At 69.1% G+C, this 18,885-nt stretch carries 20 protein-coding genes; 14 read left to right on the top strand and 6 right to left on the bottom strand.

Translation table 11 applies throughout. From position 1 onward, the window contains the following. The first annotated feature begins 77 nt into the window (after positions 1–77). The 10 genes from VKT83_12700 to VKT83_12655 all read left to right on the top strand — a co-directional run bounded on the left by VKT83_12700 (position 78) and on the right by VKT83_12655 (position 11,869). A complete protein-coding gene (locus VKT83_12700; GenBank protein ID HLY23316.1) occupies positions 78–3,671 on the top strand; it encodes a GAF domain-containing protein in 3,594 nt (1,197 codons plus the stop codon). A gap of 21 nt (positions 3,672–3,692) precedes the next feature. Beyond that, positions 3,693–4,817, top strand: a complete 1,125-nt coding sequence (gene ychF, locus VKT83_12695) for a redox-regulated ATPase YchF (GenBank protein HLY23315.1) — start codon at positions 3,693–3,695, stop codon at positions 4,815–4,817. A 175-nt stretch (positions 4,818–4,992) separates the two neighbouring features. After that, on the top strand, positions 4,993–5,451 hold the full coding sequence (gene rpsF / locus VKT83_12690) for a 30S ribosomal protein S6 (GenBank protein ID HLY23314.1): 459 nt from the start codon (positions 4,993–4,995) through the stop codon (positions 5,449–5,451). Continuing rightward, positions 5,444–5,860, top strand: coding sequence for a single-stranded DNA-binding protein (gene ssb, locus VKT83_12685; protein HLY23313.1), 417 nt, complete (start codon positions 5,444–5,446; stop codon positions 5,858–5,860). The genes rpsF and ssb overlap by 8 nt, the downstream gene beginning before the upstream one ends. Positions 5,861–5,886: 26 nt before the next feature. Next, positions 5,887–6,147, top strand: coding sequence for a 30S ribosomal protein S18 (rpsR, locus tag VKT83_12680; GenBank protein HLY23312.1), 261 nt, complete (start codon positions 5,887–5,889; stop codon positions 6,145–6,147). A gap of 43 nt (positions 6,148–6,190) precedes the next feature. After that, a complete protein-coding gene (locus VKT83_12675) occupies positions 6,191–7,267 on the top strand; it encodes a DUF2232 domain-containing protein (GenBank protein ID HLY23311.1) in 1,077 nt (358 codons plus the stop codon). Continuing rightward, positions 7,264–7,710: a 50S ribosomal protein L9 gene (gene rplI, locus VKT83_12670; protein ID HLY23310.1), complete on the top strand. Its 447-nt coding sequence runs from the start codon at positions 7,264–7,266 to the stop codon at positions 7,708–7,710. Before VKT83_12675 ends, rplI begins: the two co-directional genes overlap by 4 nt. 76 nt (positions 7,711–7,786) lie before the next feature. After that, complete coding sequence (locus tag VKT83_12665; protein HLY23309.1) at positions 7,787–8,263, top strand: hypothetical protein; 477 nt, start codon at positions 7,787–7,789, stop codon at positions 8,261–8,263. A gap of 239 nt (positions 8,264–8,502) precedes the next feature. Then, complete coding sequence (gene dnaB, locus VKT83_12660; GenBank protein HLY23308.1) at positions 8,503–11,352, top strand: replicative DNA helicase; 2,850 nt, start codon at positions 8,503–8,505, stop codon at positions 11,350–11,352. Positions 11,353–11,422: 70 nt separating this feature from the next. Next, positions 11,423–11,869 carry a DUF1801 domain-containing protein gene (locus VKT83_12655; GenBank protein HLY23307.1) on the top strand — a complete coding sequence of 149 codons (447 nt, stop codon included), beginning with the start codon at positions 11,423–11,425 and terminating at the stop codon, positions 11,867–11,869. 10 nt (positions 11,870–11,879) lie between these two features. On the opposite strand, the gene VKT83_12650 is transcribed toward VKT83_12655, so the two are convergent. Genes VKT83_12650 through VKT83_12635 form a run of 4 tightly spaced genes read right to left on the bottom strand, consistent with a single transcriptional unit; the run spans position 11,880 to position 14,189 of the window. Next, complete coding sequence (locus tag VKT83_12650) at positions 11,880–12,323, bottom strand: PaaI family thioesterase (protein ID HLY23306.1); 444 nt, start codon at positions 12,321–12,323, stop codon at positions 11,880–11,882. Continuing rightward, positions 12,304–12,837 carry a DinB family protein gene (locus VKT83_12645; GenBank protein ID HLY23305.1) on the bottom strand — a complete coding sequence of 178 codons (534 nt, stop codon included), beginning with the start codon at positions 12,835–12,837 and terminating at the stop codon, positions 12,304–12,306. The genes VKT83_12650 and VKT83_12645 overlap by 20 nt, the downstream gene beginning before the upstream one ends. 11 nt (positions 12,838–12,848) lie before the next feature. Further along, entirely contained in the window at positions 12,849–13,556 is a 708-nt protein-coding gene (locus VKT83_12640) for an RraA family protein (protein ID HLY23304.1), read from the bottom strand. Positions 13,557–13,589: 33 nt separating this feature from the next. Further along, entirely contained in the window at positions 13,590–14,189 is a 600-nt protein-coding gene (locus VKT83_12635) for a LysE family translocator (protein HLY23303.1), read from the bottom strand. A 21-nt stretch (positions 14,190–14,210) separates the two neighbouring features. Between VKT83_12635 and VKT83_12630 the strand changes: the two genes are divergently transcribed. The 3 genes from VKT83_12630 (at position 14,211) to VKT83_12620 (ending at position 16,566) form a co-directional block, all read left to right on the top strand. Continuing rightward, positions 14,211–15,110, top strand: a complete 900-nt coding sequence (locus tag VKT83_12630; protein ID HLY23302.1) for an AraC family transcriptional regulator — start codon at positions 14,211–14,213, stop codon at positions 15,108–15,110. 45 nt (positions 15,111–15,155) lie between these two features. Beyond that, positions 15,156–15,347 carry a hypothetical protein gene (locus VKT83_12625; protein ID HLY23301.1) on the top strand — a complete coding sequence of 64 codons (192 nt, stop codon included), beginning with the start codon at positions 15,156–15,158 and terminating at the stop codon, positions 15,345–15,347. 106 nt (positions 15,348–15,453) lie between these two features. Continuing rightward, positions 15,454–16,566, top strand: coding sequence for a P1 family peptidase (locus VKT83_12620; GenBank protein HLY23300.1), 1,113 nt, complete (start codon positions 15,454–15,456; stop codon positions 16,564–16,566). 3 nt (positions 16,567–16,569) lie between these two features. On the opposite strand, the gene VKT83_12615 is transcribed toward VKT83_12620, so the two are convergent. Together VKT83_12615 and VKT83_12610 are read right to left on the bottom strand one after the other, a co-directional pair. Continuing rightward, positions 16,570–17,397, bottom strand: a complete 828-nt coding sequence (locus VKT83_12615) for a 5'-3' exonuclease H3TH domain-containing protein (GenBank protein ID HLY23299.1) — start codon at positions 17,395–17,397, stop codon at positions 16,570–16,572. Positions 17,398–17,445: 48 nt separating this feature from the next. Next, positions 17,446–17,733: a DUF2277 domain-containing protein gene (locus VKT83_12610; protein ID HLY23298.1), complete on the bottom strand. Its 288-nt coding sequence runs from the start codon at positions 17,731–17,733 to the stop codon at positions 17,446–17,448. Between the two features lie 165 nt (positions 17,734–17,898). On the opposite strand from VKT83_12610, the gene VKT83_12605 reads away from it, so the two are divergent. Next, a complete protein-coding gene (locus VKT83_12605) occupies positions 17,899–18,873 on the top strand; it encodes a DMT family transporter (protein ID HLY23297.1) in 975 nt (324 codons plus the stop codon). Positions 18,874–18,885: the final 12 nt, after the last annotated feature.

Genomic DNA, 18,885 nt, shown 5'->3' with positions numbered 1-18,885 from the left:
CGGTTCCTTCCGCAATCGTGCGCCAAACCTCTCGTGAACCGACGTCAACCCGGACCGACGCCCCGCGCACCGCGGGGGTGAACGGGCAGGACCGCGCTCGGAATCTCAGGTCGGCGCTCAGCGCGTGGACGCCGTTCGCCGCCGCGGCGCTGATCGTCATTGCCGGCGTGCGGGGGCCGCAGGGCGTCGTGTTCCCGCCGCTCGGGATCGGTCTCGCGCTTGTCGTGCTCGCGATGCTCGCCGATTCCGTCGCCTTCCCGCTCGTCGCCGGCGGGTATGTCTCGCTTGCATCCCTCGTGCTACTGCCGGCCATGATCGTCTACGGCCAGATTCCCGCGGCGCTGGCCGGCGCCGCCGGGGTGGCGGCGGTGGACGGGTTTCAGCGGCGCGGGGGGCTGACGCGCATCTTCAATCCGGGTCAGCGCGCGCTCACGGTGCTGCTGGCGGGCTCTGCCTGGAACGCGGTGGCCGCGCCGGGCGGCACGCTCCGCACTCCGCTGGCGTGGCACGGCGGCAGCGCGGCCGCAGGGGTCGTCGCGGCGGTCGGCGTCTACGCGGTGGCGCAGGCACTGCTCGTCAGCCTGCGCCTCTCCATCGTGCGCGGCGAGCGGCTGCGGTATCTGCTGGCGCACAGCGGCGTCTGGCAGGCTTCGACGAGCGCGGCGCTGGGCGCGGCGGGGACGACGCTGACACTGCTCCTCGGCGGCCGTCTGTCGCCGGGCGAGCCCCGCTCGCTCGCCCCCCTGCTGGTCGCCGCGGTGGCCGGACTGCTCCTCACGGCCCGGCAGCACGCGGTCCAGGAAACGACCGCGATCAACGCGGCCGTCGGCGACCTCCTCGGCACGCTCGAGATCGGCGGGCTCCTCGACCGCCTCGCGGATCTGACGCAGCGCCTCGCGCGGCCGGACGCGCTGTGGATCGCGCTGCGGGAGGCCGACGGCACGTACGCGATCGCGCTCGCGCGCGGCCTGACCCCGCAGCAGGCGGCGCCGCTCGCGACCGGGATCACCGACGGCGCCGCCGACGAGTCTCTGCTGACGGTCCCGCTCGCGGCGGGCGCCGAGCCGGTCGGCGTGCTCACGCTCGTCAAGCACGTGCCGTCGTACTTCACGGCTCCGCAGCAGCGACTCGTGGCCACGCTGGCCACGCTCGCGGCCCTTGCCCTGCACAACGCCAGGCTGTACGATGCGACCCGGCGGGGGGTCGCCCGCATGGAAGCCCTGCAGCAGGTCGCGCGCGCCGCGGCATCCGGCGCCGGCGCCGCCACCATCCAGCAGCTCATCGTCGATCTCGCGACCGAGACGCTCGGGGCGTGGCGCGGCGTCCTCGTGCACTATGACACAGCCGCCGGCACCCTCGTCGTGGCGGCGCCCCGCAATCTGGGCGGCGACGATGCTGCGCGGCTTGAGGGCGCGCTCGCGTCGGGCGATTGGAGGGCGCGGACCGTCATCGACGCGATCCGGCACGGACGTCCGGTGGCCACCGCAGATACCCTCGCGCTGCCGGGCGCGCCGGAGGCGCTGCCGGCCGGCGCCTCGCGCGCCGTGCTGGCCGTGCCGATGATGGCGAACGACCGGGTCGTCGGCGCCGTCGCCGTGGGGCGCCGCGAGGTCCATCCCTGGACGGCGGAGGAGATCGAACTGCTGCAGGCTTTTACCAACGAGGGCGCAGTCGCGGTCGACAACGTCCGGCTGTCGGACGCCACCCGCGCGCAGCTGCAGCGAATGGGGGCGCTCGAGACGATCTCCGAGCGCATCAATTCGGAGCACGACGTGGACGCGGTGTTCGAGCTCATCGCGGACAGCGCGCGCGACGTGCTCGGCGCGGACCGGTGCGGCATCTTCCTCGGCGAGGCGGGACGGACGCCGACGCACGTATTCTCGCGCGGCTTATCCGACGAGTACGTCGCGGCCGCCGCCGCGAGCGTGGCCTCCGGCGCCGGTCCCGAAGCGGAGGTGATGGCGCGCCGCGAGCCCGTCATCGTCGCCGACGTGCAGCGGGAGTCGCCCGCCGAGTCGGTGCGGCGCGCCGCGGCAAAGGCCGGCTACCGAACGGTCGCGCTGTTCCCGCTGCTGTACCGCGACCGGGTGACCGGCGTGCTGCGCCTCTACCACGACTGTGTCCGCGCATATACCCCGGCCGACGCGGCGCTCGGCGCGGCCTTCGCGAACCAGGCGGCGATCGCGGTAGAGAACGCGCGCCGCCTGAACGACGCCGAACGGCGCGCCCGGGACCTCGCGACGCTGAACCGGGTGATAGCGCGCATTACGGCGGCGCTGCGCCCGGAGGAGTTGTTCGAGGCGCTCGTCGAGGAACTGCACACGACGCTGCGCTACCCGCTCGTCGACGTGCTGACGGTGACCGACGACGGTCTCGCCCTGCGCGTCGTGAGCCGGCGCGGGTACGACGGCGCCGTGCCCGCGCGGGTGCCGGTCGACCAAGGCGTCGTCGGCCGCGTTGCGCGGACCGGCGTCGCCATGCTCGTCGCGGACGTCGCCGCCGAGCGCGATTATCAGACCCTGGACCCGCGCGCGCGGCAGGAGGCGTGCGTGCCCATTTTCGTCGAAGGCCGCATCGCGGGCGTCATCAAGGTCGAGACGACGGAGGCCGTCCTCGGCCCGGCCGACGTCGAGCTGCTCACCGCGCTGGCCAGCCAAGTGTCGACGGTGATGCGCAACTCGGTGCTCTTTACACAGGTGCAGACGGCGCGCGACGAGCTGCAGGCGCTGCACGAGGCCGCCCAGACGCTCAGCGCCTCGATCGAGCTCTCCGACGTGCTGGAGGCCTTGGTCAAGGTGACCTGCCGCCGCTTCGGCTACGACCGCAGCGCGATTCTGCTCGCGGACGACCACGGCGACCTGGAGGTCCGGGCGGCCTACGGCACCGGCCAGGCGCTCGGGACGCGGATTCCGGCGTGGGAAGGCGCGGAGGGCCAGGCGGCGCGGGACCGCCGCCCGGTGCTGGTCGCCGCGGGGGGCGGCGGGGGCGCCGCGGTCGACACCACCCTCGCCATTCCGCTGCTGCGCGAAGCACAGCTCGTCGGCGTCTTCAGCGTCGGCACGACGGATCCGGACCGCCTCGGGGAACGCGGCCGCAGCACGCTCAACACGCTCGCGGGCTACGCCATGGTCGCCATCGACAACGCCCGGCTGTACGAACAGACGCGGCTGCTCGCCTCCACCGACAGCCTCACCGGGCTCGCGAACCACCGCGCGTTTATCCAGACGCTCGACCAGGAACTCGAGCGGTCGAAGCGGTACGCGCTGTCGTTCTCGGTGATCATGATCGAGGTCGACCGGTTCAAACACTACAACGACACCTACGGACATCTGCGCGGCGACGACGTGCTGCGGGTGGTCGCCCGGACGCTCGACCGGGAACACCGCAAGCACATCGACCTCGTGGCCCGCTACGGCGGCGACGAGTTCATCGTGCTCCTACCGCACACGCCGCGAAACGTCGCCGGGGACGTGGCCGAACGGATCCGGCGCTCGATCGAAAACACGCCGTTCCCCGTCGGCCGCGACATCACGTCGATCACCGTCAGCCTCGGCGTCGCGGCCTTTCCGGAGGACGGGGACAATTCGATCGCCCTCATCGACGCCTCGGACCACCGCATGTACGCCGCCAAACAGGGCGGCGGCAACGCCGTCGCGACCGCGGCGCCGTAGCGCGCGGGCGATCCCAGGACGATGGCGCTGGCCTGCGGCCTCGTCGGCCTGCCGAACGCCGGCAAGTCGACATTGTTCCGGGCGCTCACGTCCGCCCCCGCCGAGATCGCGCCGTACCCGTTCACGACGATCGCGCCCGGCGTCGGCGTGGTTGCCATTCCGGACCCGCGGCTCGAGGCGCTCGCGCGCGTCGTCGCGCCCGAGCGCGTCGTCCCGGCGACGATCGAGGTCGTCGATATCGCCGGCCTCGTGCGCAACGCGCACCGCGGCGAGGGGCTCGGCAACCAGTTTCTGGGCCGCATCCGTGAGGTCGACGCGATCGTGCACGTGGTGCGGTGCTTCGGGGGTCCGGTCGCGCACGTCGAAGGCGGCGTCGATCCGATTCGCGACATCGAGATCGTCGAGACCGAGTTGTTGATGGCGGATCTCGACACCGCGCAGCGCGCGCGCGCGGAGGTCGCGCCCCGCTCGCGCACGGGCGACCGGGCCGCGCGCGACGAGGACGCGGTGCTCGGGCCGCTCGAGGCGCACCTCGCCGCCGGCCGCCCGGCGCGCACGTTTGCCGGGACCGAGGGACCGGCCGGGGACCCCGGCCGCGCGCCCTCCGCCGCGCGACAGTCGCTCGGCCGGCTGCATCTTTTGTCCTCGCGGCCGGTGCTCTACGTCGCGAATGTCGACGAAGCCGACGCCGCCGGCGGCGGCGCGTGTCTCGACGCGGTCGCCCGCCGCGCCCGGGAGGAAGGGGCGGCGGCGCTCGGGTTGTGCGCGCGCCTGGAGATGGAACTGGCCGACCTCGATCCCGCGCAGGCCGCGGAGTTCCTCCAGGCACTCGGCCTCACCGAACGGGGCCTCCCGCGGCTCGCGCGGGCGTGCCTCGACCTGCTGCGGCTCCGGACGTTCTTCTCGATCGCATCCCGCGAGGTGCGGGCGTGGACCGTACCGGCGGGGACGCACGCGGCCCAGGCCGCCGGCCGCATCCACACCGACATGGAGCGTGGGTTCATCCGGGCAGAGGTCGTCGCCGCGCGCGACTTGGTGGCCGCGGGCAGCCTGGCCGCGGCGCGCGAGCGGGGGCACGTACGGCTCGAGGGCCGCGCGTACGAGGTGCAGGACGGCGACGTGATCACGTTCCGCTTCGCCGCCTGAGCGGGCCTGTGGTATAATCGGCTGGTCACACGAGGCACCCTGTGCCTTCCTGCCCTGTGCCGCGCCGCCCGGCGCGTTGCGACAGGGCACGCCGGCAACGCCCGCGCACTCGCGGGCGAGTCCCCGAAGGGGGAGTTCGTGAGCCGGCAGTCCATCAGGAAGGATGTGAAGCGGATTGGCTAATTACGAGATTGTTGCCGTGCTACGTCCCGACCTCGAGGAAGAGGCGATCGACGCGGCCATCGCGCGCGTCCACCAGCGCATCACCGAACACGGCGGGACCGTCGCGAACACAGACCGCTGGGGCAGGCGCCGGCTGGCGTACGCCATTCAGAAGTACCGCGACGGCTTCTACGTGCTCTCGGTGTTTTCGCTGGCCTCCGGACAGGTCGCCCGCCTCCGCCAGACCCTCGGCCTGCAGGAGGATCTGCTGCGCTTCGTTGTCTCGGAGCACCACCCCGCGCCCGTGCGCGCCGCGGCTTCCGCACCACCGTCCCAGGCACCCGCCGCCGCTCCGGCGCCCGCACCCGCAGCAGCCGCAGCCGCCCCCGCGGCGCCGGCGCCCGCGCCATCGACCCCGGCCCCGCCCGGCGGCGCATCTCCGGCGGCCGGAGCAGAGGGCGCCGATGTATAACCGCATCATCCTGATCGGCCGGCTGACGAGGGATCCGGAGCTTCGGTACGTACCGAGCGGCGCGCCCGTGGCCAGCTTCACGCTCGCGGTGGACCGGCCGTTTCAGAACCAGCAGGGCAACCGTGAGACCGACTTCATCGACGTCGTGGCCTGGCGCAAGACCGCGGAGCAGGTCAGCCAGTATCTGACGAAGGGCCGGATGGTGGCCGTCGAGGGACGGCTGCAGATCCGGTCGTACGAAACTCAGGACGGACAGAAGCGCAAGGTCGCCGAGGTCGTCGCAGACGGGGTCCGTTTCCTCGACCGCGCGAAGCCCGCCGCCGGCGCGAGTGAGTCCGCGCCGGGCGATCAGCCCAAGCCCGGCGACGAGCCCGCCCAGGGAGGGCCCGACGAGGACGTCCCGTTCTAAACACCGCGTGACCCAGGGAGGACCGAATGGCCGAGACCAGGGACAGAGAAGCGCGGCCGCGCCGCGATTACCGGCGGAGGCCCAAGCGCAAGGTCTGCTCGTTCTGCGCTGAGAAGGCGACCTACATCGACTATAAAGAGATCAACCGCCTGCGGCGGTTCGTGACCGAGCGCGGCAAGATTCTGCCGCGGCGCGTCTCCGGAAATTGCGCGCGCCACCAGCGGGCGCTTGCGGTGGCGGTCAAGCGGGCCCGCGAACTGGCCCTCCTGCCCTACACCGGGGAGTAGCGGGCCTAACGTCTGGGTCCGCCTAGGCCGTCCCGATCGCGCCGTGAAGACGTCGTCCACCCGGCGGCAGCCGACACGCGGTCTCACCGAGGGAGCGATCCTCGCCGCCCTGACCGCGATCATCGCCGCGGTCGGCCTGCTCGCGCCGCCGGTGGCCGTGCTGCTCGCGCCGCTCCCCATCATGCTGCTTGTCATCCGCTGGGGGCTGCGCATCGCGGTGCTGGCGTCCGTCATCGCCGCGGCGGCGCTGTTCCAGTTCACCGGCCCCCTCAACGCGGCGTCGGCGGTGGCCATGTTCGCCCCGCTCGGCCTGACGCTCGGCTGGGGCGTGCGCCGCGGTCTCGCCGCGCAGTGGACGATCCTCGCCGGCTCGGTGGCGTTTCTCTTCGCGTCGATGGCGATGCTCACCGCGGCCGGGGCCCTCATGCACCAGGACGTGATGGGCGACTTCATCACCACCCAGGTCAAGGCGATGCAGATGGCGATGGACGTGCAGCGCCGGATCGGGGCCCCCGCCGGGCAGGTCGAGGAAATGCGCAAGCTGGTCGAGATGCTGCCGCAGTTCCTGCGCACGGCGCTGCCGGTCGCCCTCGCCCTCGGCGCGCTCTTGTGGGCGTACCTGAGCTACACCGTCGCCCGCTCGGTCCTCCGCCGCGTCGGCCACCCGCTGCCGGGCGTCCCGGCGCTGCTCACGTGGCGCCTGTCGGCCTCGCTCTCGACCGTCATGTTGTGGGGCGGCGCGATCTGCTCGCTCGCGGCCATCCGCGAGCCGCGGCTCGCCGGCGTCGCCCTGGACGCGATGCTCGTCAACCTGTTCGTGTTCGGGTTCCAGGGGACGCTCGTCGGCGTAACGTGGGCCAACCGGCGCGGCTATCCCGCGTTCATCCAGATCCTGTTCGGCTTCATGCTGCTCGGCGCCGGGATCCTGCCGCTGCTTGGACTCGCGATCCTCGGCATGCTGGACACATGGTGGGACTTCCGCCGGCTGCTTCCACGCGCCGGATCCAAGCCGTCGGACGGCGCGCCGGCCGAACCCCGCCAAGGGGAAACCGAGGGCGCCCCCGTTCCGGCGGACGTCCGGACGGCGGGCCGCCCGTCCAAGGTGGTGCATCAGCGATGAAGGTGATTCTGTTGAAGGACGTCGCGGCGCTCGGGCACGCGGGCGACGTGCGCGAGGTCAAGGACGGCCACGCGAGAAACTACCTCCTGCCGCGCGGGCTCGCGGCGCCGGCCACCGAGTCCAGCCTGCAGGCGCTCGAGCAGACGAAGGCCGCGGCCGGGCGGCGCGAGGCGCGCGTCAACGAGGAGTTCACCGCGCTCAAGGGCCGGCTCGAGGCGCTCGTCGTCGAGGTGCGCGCGCGCGCGGGGGAGGACGGCCGCCTCTTCGGATCCGTCACCGCCCAGGACGTCGCCGAGGCGATCCAGCGGCAGGGCGTGGACGTGTCGAAGAAGCAGATCGAGCTCGACGAGCCGATCAAGAGCACCGGCTTCTACAAGGTGCCGGTCCGGCTGCACCCCAAGCACACCGCCAAGGTCGAAGTGAACGTGGTGGGTTCGACGTAGCCCGGCGCGGCACGGGCGCCGAACCCCCGGCGCGGCTGCGGCGTAATAGGATCACACTTCGCCCTCGGGGGGACGTATGGTCCGCTCGTGCGTGTTCGCGCTCGCGCTGCTTATCGCCGTGCCGGCGGCGGTCTCTGCCGCTCCCGGCACGCCGTTCCTCGTCGTTCCGGGCCGCAGCCTCGGGCCCGTCGCGATCGGCATGCATCTCGAGGCGGTCGAGAGTGTCCTCGGAAAACCAACGAAGGTCGATCCGACCGGCCGTACGCAGTGGTACGAGTGGAAGTCGCCCGGCGACCGTTTCCGCTCGATCGCCGTCGAGACCCTCCAGAACACCGTCGTGCTGATCAGCTTGGCCCACGACCCGAGATACCGCACGAGTGAAGGGCTCGGCGACGGCACGGCCCTTGCGGAAGTCGAGCGCACGCTTGGACGTCCTTCGTCGGTGATGCGCCTCGGCGGGTTCTCGATCGTGCAATATCGGAAGATCGGGATCGGGTTCGTGACGGACGGCTCCGAACGCGTCACCGGAATCGTCATCGCACCCGGCATCTGAGGCTGCGGACACCCCGCATCCCCCGCCGGTCCCCAGCTTATCCGGAATCTGTGCACGAATTATGAAGCATTATTCGCAGCATTTTGGGCTGTTGTCCACAAAAAGCGGACAAGGACGATGAAGCCTCCCTCTGGCATTTACTAGGTCGTTCATACGACGGGATTCTTCTGCTCACGCGAAGTAGACGAACGCGAACATATGTTCTATAATCGCGGCAGGCCCGTCACCGGGGAGTACGCGTGAGCATCGTCCAGCAGTTGGAACGGGTACCGCCTCAGAATCTCGAGGCCGAGCAGGGCGTGCTCGGCTCGATGCTGCTCGACCGCGACGCCATTGCCCGCGCCATCGAAGGTCTCCGCGCCGACGACTTCTACCGCGACGCGCACCGCGTCATCTTCCAGGCCATGGTCGAGTTGTTCGAGCGCGGGGAGCCCGTCGACCTCATCACGGTCACCAACCGCCTCGCGGCGAACGGCAAATTGGAGGACGTGGGCGGGCCGACCTACGTCGCCTCGCTGCCGAACTTGGTGCCGACCGCCGCCAACGTCGACTTCTACGCAAACATCGTGCTGGAGAAGTCGATGCTGCGGGCCCTGATCAGCGCCGGCACGCACATCGCCGCGATGGGGTACGACGGCGCCGACGACGTCGCCCAGATGATCGATCGCGCCGAGAAGCTGGTCTTCGGCATCGCCTCGCGCCGCAGCGTCCAGGATTTCGAGGCGATCAAGGAGATCCTCAAGCAGAGCTTCGAGAAGATCGACCGGCGCTATCAGGAAAAAGGCACGATCACGGGCGTGGGCACCGGCTTCTCCGACTTCGACATGTTGACCTCGGGACTCCAGGCGGCGGACATGGTGATCATCGCGGCCCGTCCGTCGGTCGGGAAGTGCCTGAGCGCCGATTCGGAGATCGTCCTCGAAGACGGCAGCGTGGCCACCATCGAGGAGATCTACCGCCGCCGGCAGGCGCGCCTGCTGACGCTCGATACGGACTGGAAGCTGCGATGGACAGAACCGTCGGCATTCGTCGACGATGGAATTAGACCGGTTTTTCGGATAACGACGAAACTCGGCCGCTCCGTCGAATGCACGGCGTCACACCCATTCCGAACGCTGGAGGGTTGGATCCCGCTGGCAGCACTGAAGGTCGGCGACCGCATCGCCGTCCCTCGTAGGATCCCAGTCGAGGGAACCAAGCCGATGCGCGAATGCGAGATAAAGGTCCTAGCGTACCTCATCGGGGACGGCGCGCTTACGGGCAATAAGGCTAACTTCACAAATACGAATCCACGTCTCATCGACGACTTTACGTCTGCCGTGGAGGAGTACGGCGCCGTCCGGGTCCGGAGGGAGCGCGAGAAGAGCGACTGGCGATCTCCGACATTCTCAATCGCCGGTGATCCGATTGCCGTGTTCAGAAATCGGGCCGAGTTTGCCCGGCGACTGCGCAACGTCATCGGTCGGCGGCGCGGCGCGCAGGTCGCAGTTGCCCGCCGTCTCGGAGTAAGCCCGGCCAACGTTACCTTCTGGATCAAGGGCAGCAACGTTCCGTCGGCTGAATTGTTCAGGCGCCTTTGCGAGGCTCTCTCGGTGACCCCGGAGGACCTCGCTCCTCACGGCCTCCCTGCCATGAGCCGGAGCAGCAAAAACCCAGTGGTTTTGGATCTGATCGACCACGGTATCTGGAACAAACGTGCCTCGGAGAAAAACGTCCCTGCTGCGATCTTTACGCTTCCGCAGCGACAGCTTGCCCTCTTCCTCAACCGTTTGTATGCAACTGACGGCTGCGCCACAGCAAGCGCAGCGACAAGAAATGCAAAAATCGTGTACACGACAACAAGCGAACGGCTAGGGCGCCATGTTCAGCATCTGTTACTCCGGTTCGGGATCATCGGCAGTCTGTGTCGGTTCAGTGTTCAGTACAAGGGCGGCCGGCGGCCTTATTATCAGCTCAACATCACCGATCCCCGATCAATCGAGACCTTTGCACACGAGATTGGGATCTTCGGAAAGGAAGATAATGTAGCGAAAGTGTTGGCGCACGTGAGAAGCAGAACACGCCACCACTCTCATGCCGACACCGTTCCACGCAGAGTTTGGCGCACGATTGACGCAGCGAAACAACTTGAGCCAATGGCTTCTCTGGCGCGCCGCGCCGGATTCGCGACCGCGACGAAAGCACAGCTTCTGCGCACGAACCTGTCACGAATCAAGTTGCAGGCAATTGCGCGAACTCTGTGCCATCACTACCTCGCGCTGCTTTCGAAGAGCGATATTTATTGGGACACGATCAAGAGTATCGAGCCCACCGGTGACAAGCAGGTCTATGACCTTACGATTCCGGAGACTCATAATTTCGTGGCAAATGACATAGGGACCCATAACACGACCCTCGCCCTCAACATCGCGCAGCACGCGGCGCTCGACGCCAAGATTCCGGTGGCGATCTTCAGCCTCGAAACGAGCAAGGAACAGCTCGTTCAGCGCATCCTCTGCTCGGAGGCCCAAGTCGACAACAGCAAGCTGCGTACCGGGTTTCTCGCGGACGAAGACTGGCGCAAACTGGCGCGCGCGATGGGCGGCCTGAGCGAAGCGCCGATCTTCATCGATGACTCCGCCACGATGTCCATCATCGAGATGCGCGCCAAAGCGCGCAAGCTGAAGGCCGAGCACGGACTCGGCCTGATCGTGATCGACTACATTCAGATGATCCAATCGTATAAGCGGTCGGAGAACCGTACGCAGGAACTGAGCGAGATCGCCCGCGGTATCAAGTCGCTCGCCAAGGAACTCGACGTCCCGATCATCGCCATCTCGCAGCTGAGCCGGGCGGTGGAAGCGCTCGGGCAGAAGCGGCCGATGTTGAGCCATCTCCGAGAGAGCGGAGAAATCGAGCAAGTATCTGACCTCGTTGTGTTTCTCTACCGCGAGGATTACTACGATCAGGAAAAAGCGCAGAAAGAGAACAAGGAGAACATCTGCGAACTGATCATCGCGAAGCACCGCAACGGCCCCATCGGGACAGTTGAACTGTACTTCCACAAGGAATACAGCCGGTTCGCCAACTTGGAGAAGCGCCGGCAGTAATTAGTAGCGGTAGCGTGTGCGAGCAGGCGAGCAGAGGGAGATACGCCCTCCGTGGAGGCGTGACCTAACCATGGCTGAGAAGAAAGCTGCAAAGAAGCGTGCCCAGACATCCGCCAATTTCACGGACGAGGAGCGGGCCGCGATGAGGGAGCGCGTCCGAGAACTGAAGGCGGGCGCGAGCAAGGCGGACGGGGAAAGCGCCGTGCTCACGAAGATCGCCGCGATGTTGGCACCGGATCGCGTCATGGCCAAGCGGCTGCATGCGATCATCAAGGCCAGCGCGCCCGTCCTCTCGCCGAGGACCTGGTACGGGATGCCCGCGTATGCCAAGGACAGCCAGATCGTCTGCTTCTTTCAGAGCGCGCAGAAGTTCAAGACGAGGTATGCGACGCTCGGCTTCAGCGACAAGGCGAAGCTCGACGAAGGCAACATGTGGCCGACCGCCTTCGCGCTGAAGGAGATGACGGCAGCCGACGAAGCAAGGATCGCCGCGCTCGTGAAGCAAGCGGTGAGTTAAGCGGCCGCGATCAGCTTGTCTGCCGCGATCGAATCATCGTGGCCAGCATCGAGGCGACCGTTACGCGGGTGTCGGCGTCCGCCGCAATGACGTCGCTTCGGCAGACCGTGATCGTACGCCCCGGCCGGATGACCCGGCCAAGCGCCACGAACCGCGCACCACGGGCCGGCGCCAGAAAGTTGATCTTGTACTCCACAGTTAGGACCTCGGCGCCCGCCGGCAGCAGCGTGAGTGCCGCGTATCCACATGCGCTGTCCGCAATCGCCGTGATGATGCCGCCGTGGACGTAACCGTGCTGCTGCGTTAGCGAGTCGCGAAAGGACAGCTCGATGTCGACCTCGCCGGGCGCGACGCGCGTGAGAACCCCGCCGATCGTTTCCATGATGGCTTGGCGACGGAAACTGGCGCGGACGCGGGACTCGAAGTCCACGTCTTCAGGCTGGAAGGCCGCCATTGCTTCCTCTCTGCCCGCGAGGCTCCGTGCGCGCACGCGCGATGACCTCCTCCATCCGGTAGCCAAAGAGTTGCGTGCCGCCGATGCCCCCGGCCGACAACCGGCTGCTGAGCTGGCTGCGGTGGTGGATCTCGTGCTCGGCCATGGCCATCAGAAGACGCCAAACGCTGACGTCGCCGCCCGCGAGGTCTTTGACGCGTTCCCGCAGCCGCCGGTCGGGAACGGCGAGCAGGCGCGGCGCCTGTTCCTCGTGCGCGGCGGCGAGCAGCGCGCGCGTCGCGGCGAGGTCGAGGCTCGGTCCCGGATCGAGGGCGTCGGTCCACCGGTCCTCGACGACTTTGGTGACGAAGAATCGCTCGGCGCCCGCGAGATGGCGGATGATCTGCCCGCAGCTGAGCGCCTGCGGCCAGGGCCGCCACTCCAAGATCTCCGGGGTGACGCGGTCCACCGCCGCCCACGTGCGGCGGCGAATTCCCTCGAAGTAGCGCGCGAACTCCCCGATCGAGGTCAGCATGTCGCCCGCTCCTATTCTTCGATCGCGCCGCCGATCCGGCGCAGGTGGTCGCGAAAGGTCACCGCCGGGTTCTCAGAGCGCCGGGCGAGGAAATCCGAGAACCGCAGCTGCGCGCGCAGGGACGTGCCGCGGCGCATCTTCTCCGCCTGAGCGCGCTCGGTCTCCCGGATCGAACCGGCGAGCGCCGCGATCTCTTGCGCCCGGGCCGCCGGCACGAAGAGCACGCCGTTCGCATCCGCCATCGCGATGTCGGCGGCGCCGACGGCGAAGGCGCCGACTCGGGCCGAGACCAACGCGTCGGCCTCGCGTGGGTCGAGCCGGAGCGGTCCGGTGGGACAATCGCCGAGGCTGTAGACCGGAAGCCCGATCTCGAGAAGCTCCTGCGTGTCCCGATGCAATCCCCAGATGACGATCCCCGCGAGCCCGGCCAGTTTCGTCTCCAGCACGATCAGGTCGCCCACGCAGGCCTCGTCCCGGCGACCCGCGTTGTCGATCACCATGACCTCGCCCGGCGATGCCTGCTCGAGCGCTTCGAGAAAAATATCGACGCTGCCGTAATGCCGCACGGGCCGGACCCGGCCCGCCACACGGCCGGATGGGCCGAGCGCCCGAACGTCGGACGGGGCGCAGCGCACGTCCACGCCGCTGCGAAGGCAGGCGTCGGCGACGTGCGGCGTTGTCAGACCTTCGAAGATCGCGGCTGTTCCAGATGCAACCATGGAATCCCTCCGTGACTTGTCCGCTATTACCCCTTAGCGAATGATCAGCACGATGGAAAGCGCGAGGAGCGCGCCCATCGTGACGTTGAACACGCGCAGGCGGCGCGGCGTCCGCAGCAGACGCTGCACCGCGGCGCCGAAGGCCAGCCACGGGAAGCAGCTCGGCAGCGCCGCCACGACGAACAGCGCGGAAAGCGAGGCCGCCTGTGCGACAGGGCTTCCCGCCTTCGCCGTGAGGAAGGTGCTGGCCGCGCTCGCGCTGACCAGCCACGCCTTGGGATTCACCCATTGGAAGGCGGCGGCGTCCAGGTACCCGAGGGACCGGCGGCCCCCGGCCGCATCGACCGCGCCCGAGGCGCTCGCGATCTTCCACGCGAGCCAGAGCAGCACCGCGGCACCGCCCCAGTGGAGCGCCCGGAGCACCGCCGGGTGGCCGAGGACCAGGCTCCCGAGCCCCGAGAGGACGAAGAAGAGCATCAGGCCCATGCTGGTGATCTGGCCGAGGAGGCACGGCAGCCCACGGAGGACGCCGACCTGCGCGCCGGTAGCCGTCAGCATGACGTTGCTCGGGCCGGGCGTGCCGGCGGCCACCACGGCGAAGAGCAGGAACGCCACGGCCCGCTCGGTAGTCATTGTGTATTCGAGGACGGAGTCATGCGGCTCAAGCAAACCAGATCAGCGGGCGAAGGTCTTGAACGATCGTGCCGGGAGCCCGGGCGGGAGTGGATCACGAGCGCCGGGCCGGTGGACGGCGTCGAGCTGTTCCGCGCGTGGTTTGCCGGCCGGGCCTACCGGAAGCACCGGCACGACACCTACGCCGTCTCCGTGACCGAGGCCGGCGTGCAGGTCTTCGACTACCGGGGCGCCGTTCACGCGAGTCTGCCCGGCCAGGTGACCGTGCTGTATCCCGACGAACTCCACGACGGCCGCGCCGGCACCGCCGAGGGCTTCGGATACCGGATCGTCTACGTGGAACCCCGCCGGCTGGCCGATGCGATGAGGGCCGTAAGCGGGCGGCCGTATCCGCTGCCCTTCCTGCGCGAGGCGGTGTCGACGAACGCGCGGCTCGCCCGCGCCATCCGCGAGGTCTTCCGTGCGCCTCTGGAGCCGCTGGCCGCAGACAGCCTCGTGGTGGAGCTGGCGGAAGGCTTGCTCGCCGCTGAACGCGCCGGCGAGGTGCCCGCGATCTCGCGGCGAGTCGATGCCGCCGCCGTCGAGCGCGCCCGGCAGATCCTCGACACCGAGCGGTCGCGCGCGGTGCGCTCAACGGAGTTGGAGGCGGCCAGCGGGCTCACGCGCTACGACCTGGCCCGGCAGTTCCGCGTCCTGCTCGGGACGGCCCCGCACCGCTACCAGCTGATGCGCCGGCTGGAACGCGCGCGCGAGGCGATCCACCAGGCGCGCCCTCTTGCGGAGATCGCGTGCGACGCCGGCTTTGCCGACCAAGCGCACTTCACGCGCGCCTTCACATCCGCGTTCGGACTCACCCCGGGACGCTATCGGGCGCTGCGGTGCCCGCTGCCTGCGGGCTCCATCCGCACAGCTTCCACATAACTACGCAATAAGAAGTTCACGGCCTCGCCGTATTCTCACACCAAGATGACCAGCGACGATCTCTCCCTACCCGCCACAGGCGCACTCGCGGACCTGCCCCGCATCGGCCGGTCGGATGCCGTTCTCAAGCTGATCGCCCTTGCCGGCGATCTCGAGCGGCTCGGCTACCCGTACGAGGCGTACCAGCTGCGCGAAGGCGCGGCGCGCCTGCTGCGCGATCTACCGCGGGCCGCCTAGGCTCGTCTCGAGCCAGCCGGGTTCCGGCATAGACGTCGGCGACCGGCCGCCAGCGTCAGAACCGTGCCTGCAGGAACGGCCTGCTCGCCTCGGCCAAGTCAGGGATATGGACGCGGCGGGCGACGGGCGGTCTCGGTTTCGCGACCTGGGGCTGACGCTGGGAAGCCTCCCGACCGGTCCGCTGAACGCGATCACGGACGTGCCCGGGGTGCGGGTGGGACACTACACGCGGCGGGACGGCCGGCAGCCCGGCCCGCACGGGGAAGGGCCGTTCAACACCGGGGTAACGGCGATCGTGCCGCACGGCGAGGATCTGTACGAACGCCGGGTGCCGGCCGCGATCGAAGTGTTGAACGGCAGCGGCGAGATCTTCGGCCGGGAGTTCGTCGACGAGATGGGTATGCTCGACGCCCCGATCATGATCACGGGGTCGTTCAACGTCGCCCGCGTAGCCGACGCGGTGATCGGCGAGACCACGCGGCGCCATCCACGCGTCGGCCGGGGCGGCGGCTACGTGCATCCGCTCGTGGCCGAGTGCTCCGATGCCCAACTGAGCGACCTCGTCGGCCGGCCGATGGGCGAGCGCGAGACGGCTGAGGCATGGCGGAGCGCCGCCGGCGGCCCCGTGGCCGAGGGATCGGTCGGCGCGGGCACCGGCTTCGTCTGTTTCCAGTTCAAAGCGGGCATCGGCACCGCGTCCCGCAGCGTCCAGGTGGGCGACGCGACCTACACGGTCGGCGCGCTCGTGGCGGCGAATACGGGCGTGCGCGAACTGCTCCGGATCGACGGCGTGCCCGTGGGACGGCTGCTCGATGCCCCGAAGCCGAGTTGGGTGCAGCAAGGGTCGATCATCATGGTGGTGGCGACCGACGCCCCGCTGCTCAGCCGGCAGCTCGCCCGGCTGGCACGGCGCGCGCATCTCGGACTGGCGCGCACCGGCGCCACCGCGCACAACGGCAGCGGCGATTTCTCGATCGCGTTCTCGACCGGCAACCGGTACGTCATGGGACAAACGGTGCACGACCTGCGCGACGTGGACAACGCAGCCACGTCGGGGTTGTTCGACGGCGCGGTCGAGGCGACGGAGGAAGCCATCGTCAACGCCTTGTGCGCCGCCACCGAGATCGTCGGGCGCGCCGGTAGCGTGGCGCCTGTGCTGCCGTTACGGCCGGTCGCCGATCTCATCCGCCGTTACCGCGCGCTTGAGCACCCCACGTAGGCCCTAACCGGCCGGCGCCGCGAGGGAACGCTTCAGCAGGCGAGGGTCCCCGAGGCGCTCCGACCACGCGGTGAAAGCCTTTGTGGGACCGCACCACCGCAGGTCATCCACATTGTCGAAAAGGTGCGCGTCGATCCGAAGCGTCGCGAGATCTTTGAAAAGGAGAGCCGTGCGCCGGGCATCCTCTGAGAGCGCAGCCACCGGAAAATTCTCGATGGCTCCATACTGATTCACGAGCCGCGCGGCCCGGACAGGACCGATTCCCGGAAGCCCCGGATACCCGTCCGCCGGATCGCCGACCAGGGCGAGGTAATCGGGGATCAGGCCTGGGTCCACGCCGAACTTCGCGCGCACTCCGGCCGCGTCGAGGATCTTCTGGCTCCGGCGATCCACCTGCACCACCCGGGTGCCGCGGACACACTGCGCCAGGTCCTTGTCGGGCGTCCAGATGGAGACTTTCTCCACACGCTTGTCGGCCGATGCGAGATGCGCCGCCGAGGCCAGCGCGTCGTCGGCCTCGAGCTCGACCATCGGCCAGACGGCCACGCCCATCGCCGCCAGCGCGTCTTCGAGCGGATGGAATTGCGCGAGCAGCGCCGGCTCCATACCCGCGCCGGTCTTGTAGCCGGGCCAGAGGCCGTTGCGGAAGGACTCGACGACGTGGTCGGTCGCGACCCCGAGATGGGTCGCGCCGGTCTCGATCATCTGCAGCACCGTGTGCAGCACGCCGGCCACGGCGCCGAGGGGCGGATCGTCGCCGCGGGTGAAGCGGCGGAGGCCGTAAAAGTGACGGAACAGTTCGTAGGTGCCGTCGAGGAGGTGGACGATCACCGCGCCGTTGGGACCGCCCGCCGCGCCACGCTGCGCACCGAAGGACCGCTAGTGCCTGGACGGCGCGGGCGCACCGAACCGCTCCGCGGCGCGGGCCCTCGCCTTGGCGGCCTCCTCGTCGCGGTTCTTCGGGGGTGCCGCGGTTTCGAGCGAACGGAGCAGGCGGGCGGAGGCGCCGGCGATCTCGTCCACCGCCGCCAAGAACGCGGCTTCATTGGCCTTTGAGGGCCTGGCGAACCCGCTGATCTTCCTGACGAACTGCAGCGACGCCGCCCGAATCTCGTCGGCGGTCGCCGCGGGCTGATAATTGAACAGCGGTTTGATGCTTCTACACATCGCCACACGACCTCAAAGGTCCGGCATGGTCAAACGGGCGAACGACCACTCAATTTTACAACCTTGCTCGCCCCGGGAGGCGCCCATGCAACCCGCGCCGGCCGCACGGAATTTGCCGGCGAAATCGGATAGCGGCGTGTCCCCGGTTCGGGTTAGGCTCCACGCATGGACACCACGCCCGCTCAGCGTCAGCCGGCCAGCGCAGATCTCGTCGCACTCCTTGTGGTCTCGATATGGGGCGTGAGCTTCGCGTTCCAGAAGGTCGCGCTGGAGCAGTTCGGCGCGCCCGCGTTTATGTGCCTGCGCTATCTCGGCATGCTCGCGTTGAGCTGGGGGGTGCTGGTCTATCAGCGCATGAGGACCCGTGAGCCGATCGGGCTCCGCGCCGGCGATCTGCCCGCGCTGGCGCTCGCCGGCGTGCTCGGCTACACGTTCTACATCCCGCTCAGCACGTTCGGGCTGAGCTACACCACGCCGTTCTCGAACGCCCTGTTGATTGCCGTGGCACCGCTCTTCGCGATCGCCCTGCTGCGCGCGCTGCGCCTCGAGCCGATCGGTCCGGGCCAGTACGCCGGCATGCTGATGGCGATCGCCGGCGTGGCGGTGTTCATCCTGCCGGCGCTCCGTCTGCGATCGGGCGGGAACGGCATCGGCGACGTGCTGAGCCTTGCCGGGGCGGCGTTCTTCGCCGGCTATACCGTGGCGAGCAAACCGCTGCTCTCTCGCTACCGGCTGCCCGCGATGATGGCCTACACCTTGACGATCGGGACGGTTCCCGTCGTGCTGGCGCTCGTCCCGTCGCTGTTCCAACGGCCCTGGGAGGCCGTCAACGCGGCGGGTTGGGCCGCCTTTACGTGGACGGTGATCGCACCGGTCTACGTGGCATGGACGCTGTGGAATTGGACGATCGGCCGCATGGGGGTTGCACGGGCGTCGCTGTTCATGTACCTCGTGCCGGTCGCCGGCGGCATCACGTCCTGGCTCTTGTTCGGCGAGGACTTCGGACCGTTCAAAGTCGCGGGCGCGGCGTTCGTGCTGGCCGGCCTGGCCGTCGCGCGGCGTCCGGGGGCTCCCCGCGAGGCCGCTCCGGTACGCCGACTCGTGGCCGAGTACGAACTTAGCGGATCAGGCCGACGATAACAGGTTCCATGC

The organism is bacterium (genome assembly GCA_035308905.1).
In the GTDB taxonomy this organism is placed as follows: domain Bacteria; phylum Sysuimicrobiota; class Sysuimicrobiia; order Sysuimicrobiales; family Segetimicrobiaceae; genus DASSJF01.
Note: the sequence above shows the minus strand (reverse complement) of the source record. Positions and strands in the feature narration are given on the sequence as shown.